This window comes from Actinophytocola sp. (assembly GCF_050699935.1).
GTDB lineage: Bacteria > Actinomycetota > Actinomycetes > Mycobacteriales > Pseudonocardiaceae > Actinophytocola.
In genome coordinates this window covers 60233-77976 of record NZ_JBOHGB010000015.1, presented here as the reverse complement: position 1 = coordinate 77976, position 17744 = coordinate 60233, and the positions used below count along the sequence as shown (strand labels likewise).

Sequence of the window (17744 nt, the reverse complement as noted above, 5' to 3'; positions counted from 1 at the left end):
CGGCGGCCGCGATGTCGCAGTCGGCGGTGTCGCGGATCTGGCGGGCGTTCGGGCTCAAGCCGCACGCGGTCGAGACCTGGAAGCTCTCGACCGACCCGCAGTTCATCGAGAAGGTCCGTGACGTCGTCGGCCTCTATCTGGCTCCGCCGGACAACGCGTTGGTCCTCGCGGTCGACGAGAAGAGTCAGATGCAGGCGATTGACCGGACCGCGCCGATTCTGCCGATCATGCCGACCACGCCGGCGCGGATGACCCACGACTACGTCCGCCACGGCACCACCAGCCTGTTCGCCGCGTTCGACATCTCCAGCGGATCGGTGATCGCCCATCACTACCGCCGCCACCGCCACCAGGAGTTCCTGCGGTTCCTCAAGGTCATCGATGCCGCGGTGCCCAAGGACCTGGACCTGCACCTGGTGTTGGACAACTACGCCACGCACAAGACCCCCAAGGTGAAGGAGTGGCTGATCCGCCATCCGCGGTTCCATCTGCACTTCACCCCCACCTCGGGCTCCTGGCTCAACCTCGTGGAGCGCTGGTTCGCCGAGCTGACCAACCGCAAACTCCGTCGCTCCGCGCACCGCAGCGTCACCGAACTCGAAACCGACGTCGGCAAGTGGATCAACGAATGGAACACCGACCCCAAGCCATTCGTGTGGACCAAGACCGCCGACGAGATCCTCGAAACCCTCACCACATACTGCCAACGAATTAACGACTCACGACACTAGCGGACCGGCGGCAGTGGCACCCAGGTCGACCGGGACCGCAGCGTCTCAGCACTGATCACCGACGGCTCGTTCTCCCCCGACACTGGTGGAGAGACAGTAGTCGAACATGTCGTATTCGTTCGTGCAGGTCAGCCCGTTGTTTGAGCTGCCATTCCCTGCTGCACAGCAATCGCACTCTTCTGCCGGTAAGCGGATATCCAGCTGGTGGGATGACAACGGTGTTGGCGCTGGCTGTCGGGGTCGCGCTGGCCGGCTGCTCGACAATGACAATCATCGTTCTGCGGTTCCATACTCTGGTCGCGTTTCAGACGTGCCCCTGGGGCGGATGGCCGGGGCAGCGGTCGAGCGGCTGGCTAAGGTAGATGCTCACATGGGGTTGCGACGTCCGCCAGTTCGCTGGCGATCAGCACCTGCACGGCTGGCGCTGATCGTCTGCGCCGTGCTGCTCGCGTCCGCCGTGTCGCTTTTGACTCTATTGCGCGCGCCGGGCTGGTCGGTTGTGGCCGCCGTCGTTGTGGGCGTCATCGTCTCGGTGGTTCTGCCGCTGGTGATGCAGCGGGTGAGCTCGTCGCCGGGTGCCCGGGCTCGGCGGCGAGTGTTCCCAAAGGAGACCGAGCTATGGTCGCCGATCTCGGAGCTGTTCGAACCGGTGCGGCTGGGTGTGCACCCCGCTTTGGTGGTTGGTGAGCCCGAGCACAGCGGGACGCGGACACCGCCGTACGTGGCGCGAGACCTCGATGGTGAGCTGGACGAAGCGCTGGGCCATGAGCGCCTCGTTGTCGTGCTGGGTGAGTCGACCGCGGGTAAATCCCGGTTCGCTTTCGAGGCGTTGCGGCGATGTGTGCCCGACCGCTGGGTACTGGTCCCGCGATCGGCCGGGTCGCTGCGGCGACTGGTTGAGGCCGGATGCTCGGTGCGCGACACCGTGATCTGGCTGGACGATCTCGAGCGCTACCTGACCACGGGCGGCCTCGATACAGCATTGCTGGACACCCTGGTTCCACCAAGATCGCGGGTCGTGGTTCTGGCGACCATGCGCACCCGCGCCTACGCCGACTTCGGGCCGGTTAAAGGCCCCCTCGCCGGCGAAGACCCCCGCCCCGGGCAGCAGCTCCTCGACCTCGCCAAGATCCTACGGCTGCCCCGAAGTCCCCTGTCAGCGACCGAGCAGGCCCGCGCCGTCGACGTCGCTCGACGGGACCCGAGTCTTCGGGCCGCTTTGGCGGCCACCGCGACCGGCGTCGGGCTCGCCGAGTTCCTGGCCGCTGCACCACGGCTGTGGGAACGATGGCAAGACGGACGGGACATCGAGGTCCAGCCCGTCGGAGCGGGCATCGTGTCGGCAGCCGTCGACTGTCGCAGGGCCGGCCTAATGAGCCCGATCCCAGCGGAGCTCTTGCGCGAACTGTGCCCTGCCTACCTGAACGAGCGGGGAACCGCCGAACTGACCGCGAAGGCATTCGACGAAGGGCTCGCTTGGGCCACTACACCGGTGTACGCCACAAGCGCCCTGCTCACCCCGGTCAAAGCCGGGTACCACGTCTTCGACTACCTGATCGACCGGCTGCAGTCCGATCCGGCCACGAAACCAGTCCCCGACACCCTGTGGGACAGCCTGGTGACGCACCTACCACCAGATGACGCGTGTCAGGTCGGAATCGCCGCGTTCCACGCCCGCCGCTATGCGGTGGCACACAGCGCCTTCGTCAAAGCTGACGGTCCCGGAGTCGCGTCCCGGCCGCTGGCGGTACACGGGCTCGGCCTGCTGTCCTGGCAGGACGGACGGCTCGATGAGGCAGCAGATCTCCTGCGCCGGGCACTCGACCTGGTCGAGGCCGACGACCCGTCCCACGCCGTGGTGTCCGACAGCCTGGGGCACCTGCTTCGCGATCAAGGGGCACTCGACGAGGCCCGAGCTGTGCTGCAACAGGCCGCAGACTTGGGCTATTTGCCGGCGGTCATCTCGCTCGGCCACCTGCTCCTCGACGCCGGCGAGCAGGATGCCGCCGAACGCGAGTTCCGCAAGGCCATGCTCGCGGGCAGCACGCACGCGGCGATCGCCCTCGGAGCGCTGCGCGAGGATCGATCCGAGCCGGCCGGCGCCGAGGAAGCCTTCCGGGTGGCCATGGGGCGCGGCTCCCTCGACGCGACAGTCCGGCTGGGCAAGCTGCTGCGCCGCAACGGCGACGCCGTCGGCGCCGGGAGGTACTTGGAAGCGGCCGCCACTGCCGGCCATCTCGACGCCGCCAACGAACTCGGAATGATGCTCATCGAATCGGGCGACGAGAAGACCGGGACCAGCTGGCTGCAACGTGCCGCCGACTCCGGTGACGCCGCGGCCGCCCACAACCTCGCGGTCCGCATGACTCAGCTCGACAAGCCCGACGAGGCCGAACGCCACATGCGACAGTCCGCACTCAGCGGTGGTTACGTCGCGGCGATCAACCTCGCGAATCTGCTCGCCGACCGCGGCGACCTGCTCGAGGCGATGACATGGTGCCATCGCGTCGTCGACGCACCCGCAGATGAGCTCGCGGCCCACGAGGCCGAATTGAACGACGACTTGGATCTCCGAGCGATGGCGATGACCAATCTGGGCCATATCTCGGCCCGCGCCGGGCAACTGGCATTGGCGCACAAGTGGTTCGAGGACGCGGCAGCGACCGGATACCCGGGCGCGGTGACCGCGCTGGCCGAATACCGCAGACTCCGAGAAGAGTTGTACGCCGAGGCACGACGAACGAGCCAGGAAGCCGACAGCGACGACCCGGATGCCATCCTCAAGCACGGTGCGCTCCTGGCAACGCTCGGAGAACTGGAACAAGAGCAACAAGTGCTACAGCCACTCGCCGAGTCCGGGCACGAGCCCGCGATACTGGCCCTCGCCGCGAACGCGTTCAACCGCGGCGAAGCGGGCACCGCGCTGGAGCTCGTTCGAAAACTGGATGGCGCGCCTGGGCCGGAAGTAGCCGAGAACGCGGCGATGCTCGCCGCTCAGCTCGGCGACGCCGATGCCGCGAAGAAGATACTCGCCGGGACGGACCTAGCCGTGACCGCCGATGGGTGCCAGCGGGTCGCCGAGATTCTCCTGAGCGGCGACGAGACACTGGACGTGTCGTGGTTCACGGACCGGGCGGCGGGAGGCGGCCACGCGGCAGCCATGAACGACTCCGCCATCCGGCGCCTCAAGCGCGGCGAGGATGCCGAGCCATTGTTTCGCGAGGCGGCGATCGCTGGGAACACGAACGCGGCCTACAACCTGGCTGGACTGCTGAAGGCGCGCGGCGAGTTCGCCGAGGCAGAGCACTGGTACCGACTCGCCATCGACAAGGGGCACCGCGACGCGCTCAACAACTTTGGCACCATGTTGATGGATCTTGGCCGCTACGCGGAAGCCAAAATGTACCTGCGTAGGCTCGCGACCTCCGGAGACCACGACGCCGAGGTCAACCTCGGCTACCTGTTCATCGCACTCGGCCGCGAACACGAGGCGCGCATGTGGCTCCGTCGCGCCAGCGAGGGCGGGCACCCTCATGCGTCGGCCCTCCTGGATCAGCTCACAACGGAGTCCTGAGGGAGAGCACCAAAACCGGAGGGCCGAAGCTCAAGCGCTGAGCGACAACCGTCGTTGTGATCGATTCCCTCCCCGCCATCTCCCAACTCATGAGGCCGAAACGCGAACGCACTCTCATCGCCGAGATGCGTGGCGAGTGGCTGTGCAGCCGAGTACCGGTGCAGTGCACATATTCGACGATGCGATATTCGCTAGGCGGCCGTGCCCTTCGTTCGTGCAGGTCAGCTCGTTGATTGAGCTGCCATTCCCTGGGGCACAGCGATCGCACTCTTCTGCCGATGATCGTGGGCTGATCTGGGCCTCATCACTGGGCAGTCGACGCCGGTATGCGGCATCCGTGTCAGCGGCCCTCGTGGTTTTGGATCAGGCTGGCCAGTGCTTGCGCGAGTTTCCGGTGGTCCCGCGTCGGCAGCGGCCCGTACTGGAACGCCTTCGACTTGATTCCGATGGCCACGCGGGTCCCGCCGCCTTCCGCGTAGACGAAGGTCGGGTAGAAGAAGCCCAAGGTGAACAGCGTCGTCCGGGACGACAGGATCACGATGCGGCGCGCGGGGTCGGCGTCCTCGACCGAGTATCCGGCCGGGCAGTGCTGGGTGAGCCAGGAATACACGACGTCCGGCGGAGCCGCCGCGTGCAGCACAATCCGCTGCTTGGTCATCCCGATGGTGGCCACCGAACCCTTCCTGGTGAACGCCACCAGCAGTTGGACTAGGACGATCGCGACCGCGACGGCCACGAAAGCGACGAAATCCATACCGCCGAGTATCACCCGCCCTGCATCGCGATGTGACAAGGCTTCGTACGGATCAACGGCCAGCCCAGCGTGGCCTGCCGATTGAGGGCAGCAACAGACGAGCGTCCGCTCGGGCCCCGGAGCGGCCGCTTACGTAAGGACATCCGCTCATGCCGATGAGCGGGCGTAGGCACGACCCGCCGGCTCAAGTCACGGCTCGGGCTCTCACTAGCCCTGGCTCTGCTCGGCGCCCCACTCCACGAGTCGTCGGGCCAGGTCTGCAGCATCGTGGTCGGCGCACCGGGGGTGCGTTTCTTGATCTTCGTCATTGTTACCTCCTGTCGTTCGCTCGGAACGGCTGTCCGAACTGGAAGCCGGGCTGTGCTCACAACTCGCCGACATCGGTGCGAGCGGCGAGTCGGCGCCACGTGGCCAGGGTGGATCGCAGGATCGCGGCGGGCAGATCGGGTTCGACGACGCTCGCGTCGTGCACGGCGACGCAGCGATATCCCGCGCGGCGAGGGAAGACCCTGATCGAGAAGTCGACGACCGCGCCTTGCTGCAGCCCTCCGTCGTCGAGTTCTGCTTCGATGTCGTCGAAGCGTACCGGGGCGGTGGTTGCTCCGAGGTGTTCGAACAGCACCTGGACCAATGGCGGGTGTGAGGTCTGCCGGTCGGGAGCGACCGCCTCGACGACTCGGTGGAACGGAACGTGGGCGTACTTGAGGGTGGACAGCAGTCGGTCTCGGGCCACGATTACCGGATCTGAGCCGGGTGGGAGTTCGAGCCCGATGGGCACCACGTTGGTGAACAGGCCGATCGATTCCTCCAGCCCGGGCGTGGGCCGGTTGGCCACGACCGAGCCGAGCACGACGGCGTGTTGCCCGGTCAACTCGGTCAGTCCCGCAGCGAATCCTCCGAGCAGCACGGCGAATGGGGTGGTGCGCAGATCCCTGGCGAGCCGCTCGAGCCCGGCGCGCACCGGCGCGGCGACGTCGACCACTTGGCCCGCGGCTTGGTAGGCCGCCTCACCTCTGTCTGTGCGCAGCGACACCAGTGTCGGCAGCCCGCGGAGCAACGCCGCTGCGGCGGCTGCGTCAGCGGTGAACTCGCCGCGCGCGTCGGCGGCCGCGAGAGCGGAGGCGAACCGCCGGAAGTCTGGTGGGGCGGGACGTGTGCGGCCGCTGTAGGCATCGGCGAGATCCCGGACCAGCACGTGTTTGGACCACCCGTCGAAGGCGATGTGATGCAGGGTGAGCAGCAACTCGCTGCGGCCGTCCGGCAGCTCGGCGAGCACGGCGCGAAACGGCGGATCGCACCGGACGTCGATCGGCTCGGCGGCCTCCGCCGCGGCAACCCGTCCCGGTTGCGTGGTCGACACGACGTCCAGCCACGGCGGTTCACCGGTCGGCTCCATCGCCGGCCGGCCTCCGCGCTCACCGATCCGGCAGCTGAGAACCGGGTGCCGGACGATGAGCGCGTCGAGCGCTTTGCGCAGCCGGTCGGCGTCTAACCGGCCGGCTACACGCATTCGCAGCGGCACGGTGAACGCCGTCGCGTCCCGGGCGAGGCTCGCCGCGTACCAGATGCCGAGCTGGTTCGGCGACAGTGGGCCCGGTGGAAGCTGTCCGTTCGTTGTTTCGCCGCGTCTGTTGAGCGCCGGGGCGGCGGCGGAGAGTGCGCCGCCACCGAGCAGCACCGCGGGATCGAGCGACCAGCCGGCGGTGTGCAGCCGCGCGACGACCCGCATAGCGGCCAGTGAGTCTCCACTGTGGACGAACGGCTCGTCCACCGCTGGCACGCGGCCAAGCACGTCGCCGACCGCGGCGGCGAGGATGGCGTGCGGTTCGGAGGTGGTGACGGCGGTCGGTACCGGTGCGCCGCCCGCGCCGGGCAGGCCCCGGGCGGCCAGTGCCCGCCGGTCGATCTTGCCGGTCGAGGTGCGGGGTAGCTCGGGAAGCGCTACCAGCAGGTGCGGTACGAGATGGGCCGGCGCGCTCACCCGCAGCCGCCGGCGGATCGCGTCGGTGTCCACGTCGCCGCGCAGGTAACCAATCAGCTGACCACCCACAAGCACCGCGGCCGCCTCGGTGACTTCGTCGATGCCCTCGAGGAGCCGGTCGACCTCACCGAGCTCGACCCGCACTCCGCGGATCTTCACCTGCAGGTCGGTGCGCCCGTGGTACTCCAGGACACCGTCGTCGCGCCACCGGCCGAGATCGCCGGTGCGGTACCAGCGGCCATGCTCTGCCGGCACGAACCGGCGCGCGGTCAGTCCAGGATCGCCGACATAGCCCTCGGCAAGGCCGGTGCCGCCGACACAGATCTCGCCGACCTCGCCGGCAGCCACCGGCGTCAGGTCTGCCCCCAGAACGGCGATCCGGTATCCGGTCACCGGCCGCCCGATCGGCACCGGGCCCACGTCGCCGGGCGAGCAGTCGTGTGCCGTGCAGAACACGGTTGCCTCGGTCGGCCCGTACTCGTTGACCAACCGCCGGGCGGGAGCGACCGCGAAGTGCCTGCGGACCAGGTCGGGGGTGGCGGCCTCGCCGGCCACGATCGCAACCGCCAACTCGGGCGGCTGGTGCTCCCCCCAGACCTCCAGCAGCTCGCGGTACACACTCGGCAGCAGCAATAGGTGCGTCGCGTCCAGGGCGGCCTCGGCGGCGAGCCGCACCGGATCGCGACTGGCCGACGGCGACGCCAGCCGCACCGTGCCGCCGCTGGTCAGCGGCCCGAACATGCTGAGCACGCTGTCGAAGCAGAACGGCGCGGCGAGGAACAGCGTGCCGCCGTCGCCGTAGAGCGCGCGGCGCGCGCGGGTGCTCGCGGTCAGGGCACGGCGGCTCACCGCCACGCCCTTCGGCCGGCCGGTCGAGCCGGATGTGTAGATGATGTACGCGATCGGGCCGGGCGTGGGGGGCGATGCGTCGGCGTCGGCGAGGTCGTCGGTGACGATCACCTCGGCACCGAGGCCGGCGAGGTGATCGCGGTGGGCGTGGGTGGTGAGCACCGTGGCGGCGCCGCTGTCCGCGATCGCGGCGACCACCCGGTCCCGGCCGAGCACCGGTGCCAGCGGCACGTATGCCGGGCCGGAGTCGAGCACGGCCAGGAAGCTGGCCACCCCGTCCACGCCGTGGTCGAAGTAGCCCGCCACCGCCGGGGCGCCGGCGGGTACTGCCCGACGGATGCCGCCGACCCGAGCGGCCAGCGCGGGGTGGGACACCCGTGTCTCGCCGACTGCCACTGCGATCCGATCCATCGTCGCCCTCTCAGAGGTCTCGGTATGTCCGGGTGGCGGCCCCCGCGCAGAACGCCACCGCGATCGATAGGCCGGCGGCCGCGAAGACGGCCCCGGGCCCGGCCGCCGTGGTCAACGCGGCCGCGGCGGCCACGGAGACCGGGTGGATCGCGTAAACGGCCAGCATCAGCACGCTCATCGCGCGGCCCATCAGGTGTTCCGGCACGTGTTCCTGGACCCGGGACAGGTAGAACACGTTGAGCACGCCGGTGGACAGGCCCGCCAGAACCATCAGCACCACGGTCGACGCCAGCCCGGCGTCGAACGTGATCGCGGCGAACAACATCCCCTGCGCTGCGCCGAGACCGCACGCGACAAGCCCGCGGCGTGCCCGACGTTCCAGCGCCGCGATCCCGAGGCTCCCCAGGAACGACCCGAACCCGAAGCCGGCGAGGGCCAACCCGAACCCGAACGCCCCGGTATGCGACACATCGTCGCTGTGCACCGGCAGCGCCACCTCGAGCATCCCGAAATACGCCAGGTTCGACACCAGCGTCAGCCCGACCACCATCCGCAGCAGCCGGCTGGTGCGTAGGAACCCGCCGAACGTCTGCGCGCTCGTACCCCGCGCGTCCACGATCGGGCGCTCGCGGACGAACAGCAGCGTCAGCACGGACACGCCGAACGTGGCGGCGTCGATTCCCAGGCACAGTCGGGGATCCACCGCCGCCGCGAGCATCCCGCCCAGGCCTGGACCCACCAGCTGGGCGAGGTTCTGCGCGCTGCCAGACAACGCATTGGCGCGGGACAACAGTTCCGGTGGGACGGTCGATGGCACGATCGCGAACGATGACGGGATGAACACGCCCTCGGCGAACCCGACCACGGCCACGGTGCCGGCGATCAGCGGCACGCCGTCGCCGAAGCCGGTCAGCAGTCCGATCACCAGCAGGCCGCGGACCAGGTCGGAGGCCAGCAAGACCGCCCGCTTCGGCAGCCGGTCACTGACCCAGCCGCCGACCGGAAGCGCGACCACCCTGGCCATGCCATAGGCCGCGAACACCGTGCCCAGGCCGGCCGGCCCGCCACCGGTGCCGAGCACCATGAACGGCAACGTCACGACCAGCAGCTGGTCGCCGAGCAGCGACGTGCTCTGGCCGAGCAACAGGTTTCGGTAGGAGCGGACGCGCAGCGGCGCCCAGACCGTGGGTGCGGTCACCACCGCCACCGGGGTCACCTGGCCCGCAGCGTGGCAGGGTCCAGCCCGGTCCAGGTTTTGTCGATGTGGGCGATGCACTCCTGCTCGGTTCCGGTGGTGCCTTCCAGACGCCACCCGGCGGTCAGCTCGCGCTCGTGCGGCCAGATCGAGTAGTAGCCATCGGTGTTGACCACGACGGCGTACCTGGTGTCCACATCAGCCTCTCAGCGGGTCGGTGATCAGGTCGGCGAGGCGGGCTTGGGGGTTGGCGGCCATCGCGATGAGCCGATGGGTGTACCCGTCTAGGAGGGCCCGACCGTCCGATTCGGACAGGATCCGGGCGTCGAAGCTGAGGTGTAGCGACAGCTCCCCCACCGGCCACACCAGCATCCGCAGCGCGTGCTCGGTGCGCATCTCCGCGATATCGGGGCGCCAGCGGGCGAAGCGGGCCTGAACCTCACGGTCGACCGGGAAGTTCTCGTGCACGATGTAGGTGTCGAGCAGGTCCACCGCGTCGGAGACACCGGCGTCGGCCGCGATGACGGGCAGCGGTACGTGATCGTGTGCCCGGTCGTCTATTCCGTTGCGCTGCAGCGTGTGCAGGAACGTGTTGAGCCGGTCGTCCGGATTCACGCGCACTGGGGTGGGCATCATGTTGTTGAAGGACCCGTAGGTACGCGCGATATCCGGCTCGTCGCGGCCGGACGAGATTGTGCCGAACAGCACATCGGTGCCCCCGGTCAACCCGGCGAGCAGCAACGCCCAGGCACCCTGCAACGCGGAGAACAATGTGAGGCGCTCGCGGCGGGCGAAGTCCAGGACGGCCTGCCGTTGGGCGGTGGTCAGCCAGTACGCGACGGTCTGGTGCTCGGGCCCGCCGCCGGGAGTGCAGTGCTTGCGCAACGTGGTGGTGACCGCGCCGGACAGGTCAGCGCCGGCCAGCCTGTTCGCCCAGTACGCCCGGCCAGCCGGGAGGTCGAGCGCCGCGAGGCGACGCAGATGCGTTGCGTAAGGCGCGGGAGCGGGGGGCAGCTCGGCGTGGCGTCGGTCGCGGAACGCGTCGTAGAGCGGATACCACTCGTTCTGCAGCACCGAGACGCTCCAGCCGTCCTGAACCAGGTACGACAGCCGGCAGATGACCCGGTACCGATCCTCAGCGATCCGAAACACCGTCATCTCCCATTGCGGGGCGTCGGTGACGTCGATGACATGCTGGCGCTGTGCGGCTTCGTGGTCGCGCACCCTGGCCAACGCGGTCGCCTCGCCGAGGTGTCGCAGGTCGACCACCCGCAGCGGCAGGTCCAGCTCACGGTGCACCAGTTGGACCGGGCCGCACTGGCAGCCAAGCCAGAACGACGTGCGCAGGCCAGGATGGCGGGACATCAGCTCTCGCCAGGTCTGCTGCCACGCGTCGAGGTCGAACCGCTCATCGTCGATGGCGGCGGTGAAGCAGACCACGTACAGGCCATCGAGACGGGCGCGCTGGACGCGGTCCACGACGTACCGCTGCATCGGGCCGAGCGGGAGAACGCCGTCGAGATCGGGAAAATGCTCGCTGATCAGCTCCAGCTCGGTCGGGGTGACCGGGTCGAGGGAGGCGGGAACGCTGGCTGGGTCCGGATGTCCGCTGACCGCCGAATCACGCCGCACGCGGGCCACCGCGGCCAGCCCGGCGACGGTCGGATGCTCGAAGACGTCCCGTACGGAGATCTCCACCCCGCGCCGGTGGCACCCGGACACGACCGCGACCGAGCTGATCGAGTCCCCGCCGAGCAGGAAGAAGCCCGCGCCGGCATCGGTGACGGGCACCCCGATCGCCTCGGTCCATGCGGCTGCGATTGCCGACTCCACCGGTCCGGACGGCATGACCCCAGTACCGGGTACCTCCAATGTGGACAATGGCGTGGTGGCTAGCTGGTTGCGGTCGAGTTTCCCGCTCGTGGTCAGTGGCAGCTCTGCGATGAACTGCAACCGAGCCGGCACGAGGTGGGCCGGCAGGGTCGCACGGAGATACGTCCTGAGTTCGTCCACCTGCGCGTCGCCCGGGCTGGCCGCCACGACGTGCGCCACCAGCGACTCGGACCGGACCTCGACGGCCGCGTCGGCGACCGTGGGGTGCTGGCGCAGGGTGGACTCGACCTCACCGAGCTCGATGCGGAAACCCCGCAGTTTCACCTGGTCGTCACTGCGGCCGAGGAAGTCGAGCGTCCCGTCCGCCGCCCGCCGCACTTGGTCGCCGGTGCGGTACAGGCGGCTCCCCGGCACTCCCGAGAAGCGATCCGGCAGGAACCGGCTCGCGGTGAGCCCAGGCCGGTGCAGGTATCCGTCGGTCACCTGCGCACCGCCGATGTACAGCTCGCCCGGTGCGCCCAGCGGTACCGGCCGCAGCCGCTCGTCGAGGACGTAGAGCGTGTTGTTGGCGATCGGGCGTCCAATAGGGATGGTTCCGTTCGCCGTGATCCGGTCGCCCGCGGTGTGATCCGAGACGTACACCGTGGCCTCGGTCGGACCGTAGAAGTTGAGCACCGGTACGTCGATCTCGTCGGTCAGGTCAGCGGGCAGCGCTTCGCCCCCGGCGATGATGTAGCGCAGGTCCGGCCAGGCCGGGCGGTGAGGCAGGCCAAGCACAGCACGCAGCATCGAGGGGACGAAATGGGTGACGGTGATCCGGGCGTCGGCGAGCAGCTCGGCGACATAGGCGGCGTCGCGATGCCGGTCGGGTGCGGCCAGGACCAGCGTCGCCCCCGCGGCCAGTGGCCCGAACACCTCCCACACCGAGATGTCGAATGTGCACGGTGTCTTCACCAGCATCTGGTCCGAACCGTCGAGCGGCAGCTCGCGCAGCCCCCACCGGATGATGTTGGTGGCCGAACGGTGGCTGACCATTACTCCCTTTGGCCGGCCGGTCGATCCCGACGTGTAGATGACGTAGGCGATGTCGCTCGGCCGGACCTCCGGCAGCGGAGCCGAGCCGGACAGCGCGCCAAGCTCGGTGATGGTCAGCCGGGCACCGGAGTCGTCGATGATCTCCGCGCACCGGCTCGTCGGATAGGCCGGGTCGATCGGCAGGAACGCCGCCCCGCATCGGAGGACGGCGAGTTGCGCGACGATCAGGTCAACGGATCGGTCCATGCGGATGGCGACCACGTCCCCTGGCCGAACACCGGCGGCGATCAGTGCGCGCGCCACGGCCGTCGACCTGTCGACGAGCTCGGCGTAGGTGAGCAGATACGAGCCGCTGGACACCGCCGTCGCGTCGGGGGACGTGTTCGCGGCCCGATCCACCAGCTCGTGCACCAACTGCGGCCCCGGCAGGTCCGCCTTGGTCTGGTTCACACCCCTGATGAGTAGTTCCTGCTCGGCCGGAGCACAGGGATCGAGGTCAGCCACGGCTCTGGCCGGTGAGGTCGCGAGCTGCGCGAGTGTATGCAGGTATCGCCGGCCGACGAGCTCGATCACCGTCGGATCGAACAGCTCCCGGTCGTACTCGATCGTGGCGGCGGAGTCGGTGAGGTCGAGCGCGATGTCCAGGCGCGTGGTTGGCGGCATCACCGGGAGCGCGATGCTGGTGCAGCCCGCGAGGGTGACCGGCTCCATCGGCACGTTCTGGAACAGGAACATGGCTTGGAACAACGGATTGCGGCTCGGATCGCGGGTGGGGCGCATGGCGGCGACGATCCGGTCGAAACCGACCTCGGCATTGGCCATCGCGCGCATGGTGCGCCGCCACGTCACCCCGATCAGGTCCGCCACCGTCGTGCCCTGCCCGATCGTGAACCGCAGCGGCAGCACCTCCATCAGCGGGCCGACCACCGACTCCTGCCGCACCGAGCGGCGGTTGGCGAACGGGACGCCGATCACCAGATCGCGCTGGCCGGACCAGGCGGCGAGCACGGCAGCGTATGCGGAGAGGTGGACCGCGAACGGAGTCGTGCGCAGGCTCCGCGCGAGCTCGTGCACCCGCCCAGCGAGTGCGGCGCTCATGCTGACCGTGTGGTGGCGACCGGCAAAGCCCGCAACGGCAGGACGTCTGCGGTCGGTATGGAACTCCAACGTGGTCGGCGCACCGGCGAGCTCGTCTCGCCAGAACGCGACATCGCCGCGATCGGCCGCCTCGGTCACCCAGTCGCCGAACTGGAAGGCCGGGTCGGGTAACGGCGCGGGCAGGTTGGCGAGCGCCGCATCGTAAAGGAGGCCAAGCTCACGGTGCAGCAGGCCGGCCGACCAACCGTCGGCGATCAGGTGGGACAGGCAGAGCACGAGTACGGCGTCGTCTTCCGCCACACGGAGCAGCACGACCCTCCACAATGGACCTCGGGGTAGATCGAAGCGGGTCATCGCGATCTCGTGCAGGGCAGCCGTGAGGTCCTGCACCGGCCGAACCTCGACGCGTACCGGTGCCGAGCCGCCGATCACCCGGACCGGGTGATCGTCCCGGGTTGTGAACGCGGTCCGCAGCGACTCGTGCCTGCTGGCCAGGCCGGCCACGGCAGCGTCGAGCGAGGCGATGTCGATCCTGCCCCGCAGCCGGGTCGCCGTGGTGACGTTGAAGGCTGGCCCGCTGTCGGGGTTGACACGTTGCAGCAGCCACAGCCGCCGTTGCAGTGGCGAGCACGGCGCGCTCATCGGGCGGCCTCGTCGAGAAGGGCGGCCAGGCCGGCCATGGTCGGCTCGTCGAGGAAGCGCTCCAGATCCGGCTCGACGCCGGTGGCTGCACCGATCCGGCTGATGAGCTGGACCGCCATCAGCGAGTCGCCGCCGAGGTCGAAGAAGCTCTGCGTCTCGCTGTCCGGTGTGCGCCCAAGCAGGTCGGCGAAGATCTGCTCGATCCAGCCGACGTGGTGGCCGGGCGACCCCGACGACGGCCAGTATCGGCGGCACTGGAAGGGATAGCCGGGCAGGTGAACCCGTCGGCCTGAGCCGCCGGTGTCGACCTGGTCGGGCGCCTGCGGTGACGCGTCCCCGCGTAGTACCGCGATCAGCTCCTCTCGATCCGAACCGGCTACGACCCGTTGGCATGGCTGGGTCACGCGGCCCACCCGAAGGGTGTGGGCGACGTCGGCGAGCGGCACGGCCGGCCGGGTGGATAGGAAGTCCGCGATCGTCACGCTCAGCTCCGCGAGGGCATCAGGGGTGCGCGCGGACAGCGCGAGCGCGACCCGCTCCGGTTCCGGTCCGGACGGAGGGCGATGCGGGGCCTGCGCGATCACGGCGTGGGCGTTGGTTCCACCGACACCGAACGCGCTCACCCCGGCGATCCTGCGTCCCGGCACCGGCCATGCCATTGGCGTGCGCACCACGCGCAACGGGCTGGCCTCCAGCAGGAGGTCCGGGTTCGGGCGCTGGAAGCCGGCCGTGGGCGGCACGACACCGGCCTCGACCGCGAGCACCGCCTTGACGAACCCGACGATGCCCGCCGCCGCGTCGAGGTGCCCGATGTTGCTCTTCGTCGCGGACAGCCCGCACCAGCTGCCGTCGGCGCGTCCGGCGCCGAGCACTTCGCGCAGCGCGCCGACCTCGACCGGGTCGCCGAGCGCGGTTGCGGTGCCATGCGCTTCGATCAGCCCGACCTGATCCGCATCCACGCCGGCCGCTCGCAGCGCCGTCTCGATCGCGGCCCGCTGGCCGGCTCCGCTCGGCGCGGTGAAACCGATCTTGTGCATGCCGTCGTTGTTGACCGCGGACCCGAGCAGGGTCGCGTACACCGCGTCGCCGTCCGCGAGCGCGTCATCGAGCCTGCGCAGCACCACGGCCGCGCCGCCGTTGCCCGGCACGGTTCCCTCGGCGGCTGCGTCGAACACGCGGCAGTGCCCGTCAGGGGAGAGAATCGAGCCGGTCTGGTGGCGGTACCCGCACCGCAGCGGCAACGTGATCGTCACGCCGCCGGCGATCGCGGTGTCGCAGTCACCAGCGAGCAGCGCGCCGGCCGCCAGGTGAACCGCGACGAGCGAGCTGGAGCAGGCGGTCTGCACGGTCAACGCGGGTCCGCGCAGGTTCAGTTTGTAGGCCACCCGGGTGGCGAGGAAGTCGCTCTCGGTGGCGATACGCACCGGAAGGTCGCCGACCGAATCGACGACAGCGGCATCGAGCAGTTCGGCGTAGCGGGACTGGGTCGCGCTGGCGAACACGCCAACCCGGCCGCACGTGGATGGCGTGTGCCCGGCGTCTTCAATGGCATGCCACACCAGTTGGAGGAAGACTCGCTGCTGCGGATCGGTGATCTCGGCCTCGCGTGGCGAGAACCCGAAGAAGTCGGCGTCGAACTCGTCCGCCCCGTCGAGCACTCCCTTCACCGGCACCCATCCCGGCGTGGTCTCACTATCCACAAGGGACAGACATTCGCGCCCGGCCAGAATGTTCGACCAGAACTCGTGATGGTCGCGCGCCATCGGGGCGCGCAGCGCGATGCCGACAACGGCGAGCACATCGGCGAGCGCGTCGGCGGGGTCGTATTCAGGCATGGGCACCTCGCGGGCCGGTCAGATTGGCGCGGCGGCGCCGCAGCCGGTCCCGCCGCGGCGTGACCTCCTCGGCGGCTGCGGCGGTGGAGTGCGTGCCACCGGCCATCAGTGCGGCCTGCGCCTCGACGGTGGGGTGGGCGACCAGTTCACGCAGCTCCGGCGCCGCACCGAAGGCCTCGGCGAGGCTCGCCCGCAGCTCGATGAGGAGCAGCGAGGTGCCACCAACGTCGAAGAAGTTGCGTGAACGGTCCACTTCGGACAATCCGAGTACGGTGCACCACGCCGCGGCCACCGTGTCGCTGAGGGCAGTACTGCCGGCGCGGTGGACCTCCGGCCGCGGCGCAGCCAGCCGGGCACGGTCCACCTTTCCGCTCGCGGTGACCGGCAGCCGTGCCATCGTCATGAGTACCGGCGGAACCATGTATCGCGGCAGCCGCTCCGCGGCGTGAGCTCTGATCTCCTCGGTGTCGAGGTCAGCGGGCGCGGCCAGGTACGCGACAAGATGCCGCTGCCCACCCGGCCGCAGCGCGACCTCCACCGCGGCTCCGGACACCCGCGGATGGGTGGCGAGGACCGCTTCGATCTCCTCGAGCTCGATCCGGAATCCGTCGATCTTGACCTGCCGGTCCTTTCTGCCGGTGAACACCAGCGTGCCGTCGGGCATCGCGCGGGCCTGGTCGCCCGTGCGGTACAGCCGCCCGCCCTGTTGTTCGGCATATGGGTCGGGGCGGAATCGCGCCGCTGTGAGTCCCGGCCGGCCGAGGTAGCCGCGGCCCACCCCGCGGCCACCGACCCATATCTCGCCGACCTCCCCGGGCGGTACCGGCAGCATGCGCTCGTCGAGCAGGTACACGCCGGTGGCGGGAACCGCGCGTCCGATCGGAACGGCGTCGTCGTGGCGCGGGCCGGTCAACTCCTGCCAGGTCGCGAGCGTGGTGGTCTCGGTCGGGCCGTACAGGTTGCGAAACCGGCGTGGCGGGCCGGCGCGGAGCACCGCGTTCACCGAGCCCGCGTCCAGCGCCTCGCCGCCGACATAGAGTGCGTCCAGACTCGCGAAGGCGCCCGGTTCCCTGGCCGCTATCTGCCGGAACAGCGTGGTCGGGACGAACAGTGCCCCGATCCGCCGCGCCTGAAGCAGCGCAGGCAGCCGGGCCGGATCCAACAGCGCGAACTGGGGCAGACACACCATGGTGCCGCCCTGCAGCAGCGGTCCCCAGATCTCCAGTGTGGCGGCGTCGAACATGAGGTATGCGGACTGGGCCATCCGAGTTCCCGGTGCGAGATCCATCGGCGGGTCACCGGTGAAGAGCCGGGTCACCCCGGCATGTTCCAGGGGCACGCCCTTGGGTCGGCCGGTTGATCCCGAGGTGAAGAACACGCATGCCACGTCATCGGGTGCCAGATCTGTCTCGCGAACCGGTGTGCTACCGGCCGTGAGGTCGTCCGGGCCGATCCGGGGCACGCCGGCGACCGGGAACTGCCCTCGGGTCACCACGACCTGCGGTCGGCTCTCCTCGACGAGCAGGCGAAGCCGCTCGACCGGGAGCCCGTTGCCCAGCACCAGATAGGCGCCGCCGCCGGTGACCGTGGCGACCATGCCGACCACAACCTCGACCGGGTCATCCAGTGCCAGCGCGACCACGCCACCACGGGTGAGGCCGGCATCGACCAGCGTCCTGGCGAGCGCCGCCGCGCGACGCCCGAGCGTGGCATAGGTGAGCTCGGCCCCCGCACCCTCGATGGCGGTCGCACCTGGTGTGGCCCGGATCCAGTGCTGAAGGGCCTCAACGATCGTCGTGCACATCG

At 69.6% G+C, this 17744-nt stretch carries 9 protein-coding genes; 2 read left to right on the top strand and 7 right to left on the bottom strand.

Annotated features, from left to right (window positions below):
- The coding region (locus ACRDTB_RS08500) for an IS630 family transposase (protein WP_431429462.1) at nucleotides 1–731 on the top strand (731 nt) is incomplete at its 5' end.
- 439 nt (nucleotides 732–1170) lie between these two features.
- The gene (locus ACRDTB_RS08495; protein WP_431429460.1) at nucleotides 1171–4305 is read left to right on the top strand and encodes an SEL1-like repeat protein; all 3135 of its coding nucleotides are present in this window, start codon (nucleotides 1171–1173) and stop codon (nucleotides 4303–4305) included.
- A 340-nt stretch (nucleotides 4306–4645) separates the two neighbouring features.
- On the opposite strand, the gene ACRDTB_RS08490 is transcribed toward ACRDTB_RS08495, so the two are convergent.
- The 7 genes from ACRDTB_RS08490 to ACRDTB_RS08460 form a co-directional block, all read right to left on the bottom strand.
- Nucleotides 4646–5059, bottom strand: coding sequence for a hypothetical protein (locus ACRDTB_RS08490; protein ID WP_431429459.1), 414 nt, complete (start codon nucleotides 5057–5059; stop codon nucleotides 4646–4648).
- Nucleotides 5060–5423: 364 nt separating this feature from the next.
- Nucleotides 5424–8300, bottom strand: coding sequence for an amino acid adenylation domain-containing protein (locus ACRDTB_RS08485; protein WP_431429458.1), 2877 nt, complete (start codon nucleotides 8298–8300; stop codon nucleotides 5424–5426).
- A 10-nt stretch (nucleotides 8301–8310) separates the two neighbouring features.
- A complete protein-coding gene (locus ACRDTB_RS08480) occupies nucleotides 8311–9507 on the bottom strand; it encodes an MFS transporter (protein WP_431429457.1) in 1197 nt (398 codons plus the stop codon).
- 5 nt (nucleotides 9508–9512) lie between these two features.
- Nucleotides 9513–9692: an MbtH family NRPS accessory protein gene (locus ACRDTB_RS08475; RefSeq protein ID WP_431429456.1), complete on the bottom strand. Its 180-nt coding sequence runs from the start codon at nucleotides 9690–9692 to the stop codon at nucleotides 9513–9515.
- Nucleotide 9693: 1 nt separating this feature from the next.
- On the bottom strand, nucleotides 9694–14103 hold the full coding sequence (locus ACRDTB_RS08470; protein WP_431429455.1) for a non-ribosomal peptide synthetase: 4410 nt from the start codon (nucleotides 14101–14103) through the stop codon (nucleotides 9694–9696).
- The gene (locus tag ACRDTB_RS08465; RefSeq protein WP_431429454.1) at nucleotides 14100–15938 is read right to left on the bottom strand and encodes a beta-ketoacyl synthase N-terminal-like domain-containing protein; all 1839 of its coding nucleotides are present in this window, start codon (nucleotides 15936–15938) and stop codon (nucleotides 14100–14102) included. The genes ACRDTB_RS08470 and ACRDTB_RS08465 overlap by 4 nt, the downstream gene beginning before the upstream one ends.
- Entirely contained in the window at nucleotides 15931–17742 is a 1812-nt protein-coding gene (locus ACRDTB_RS08460) for a non-ribosomal peptide synthetase (RefSeq protein WP_431429453.1), read from the bottom strand. Before ACRDTB_RS08460 ends, ACRDTB_RS08465 begins: the two co-directional genes overlap by 8 nt.
- Nucleotides 17743–17744: the final 2 nt, after the last annotated feature.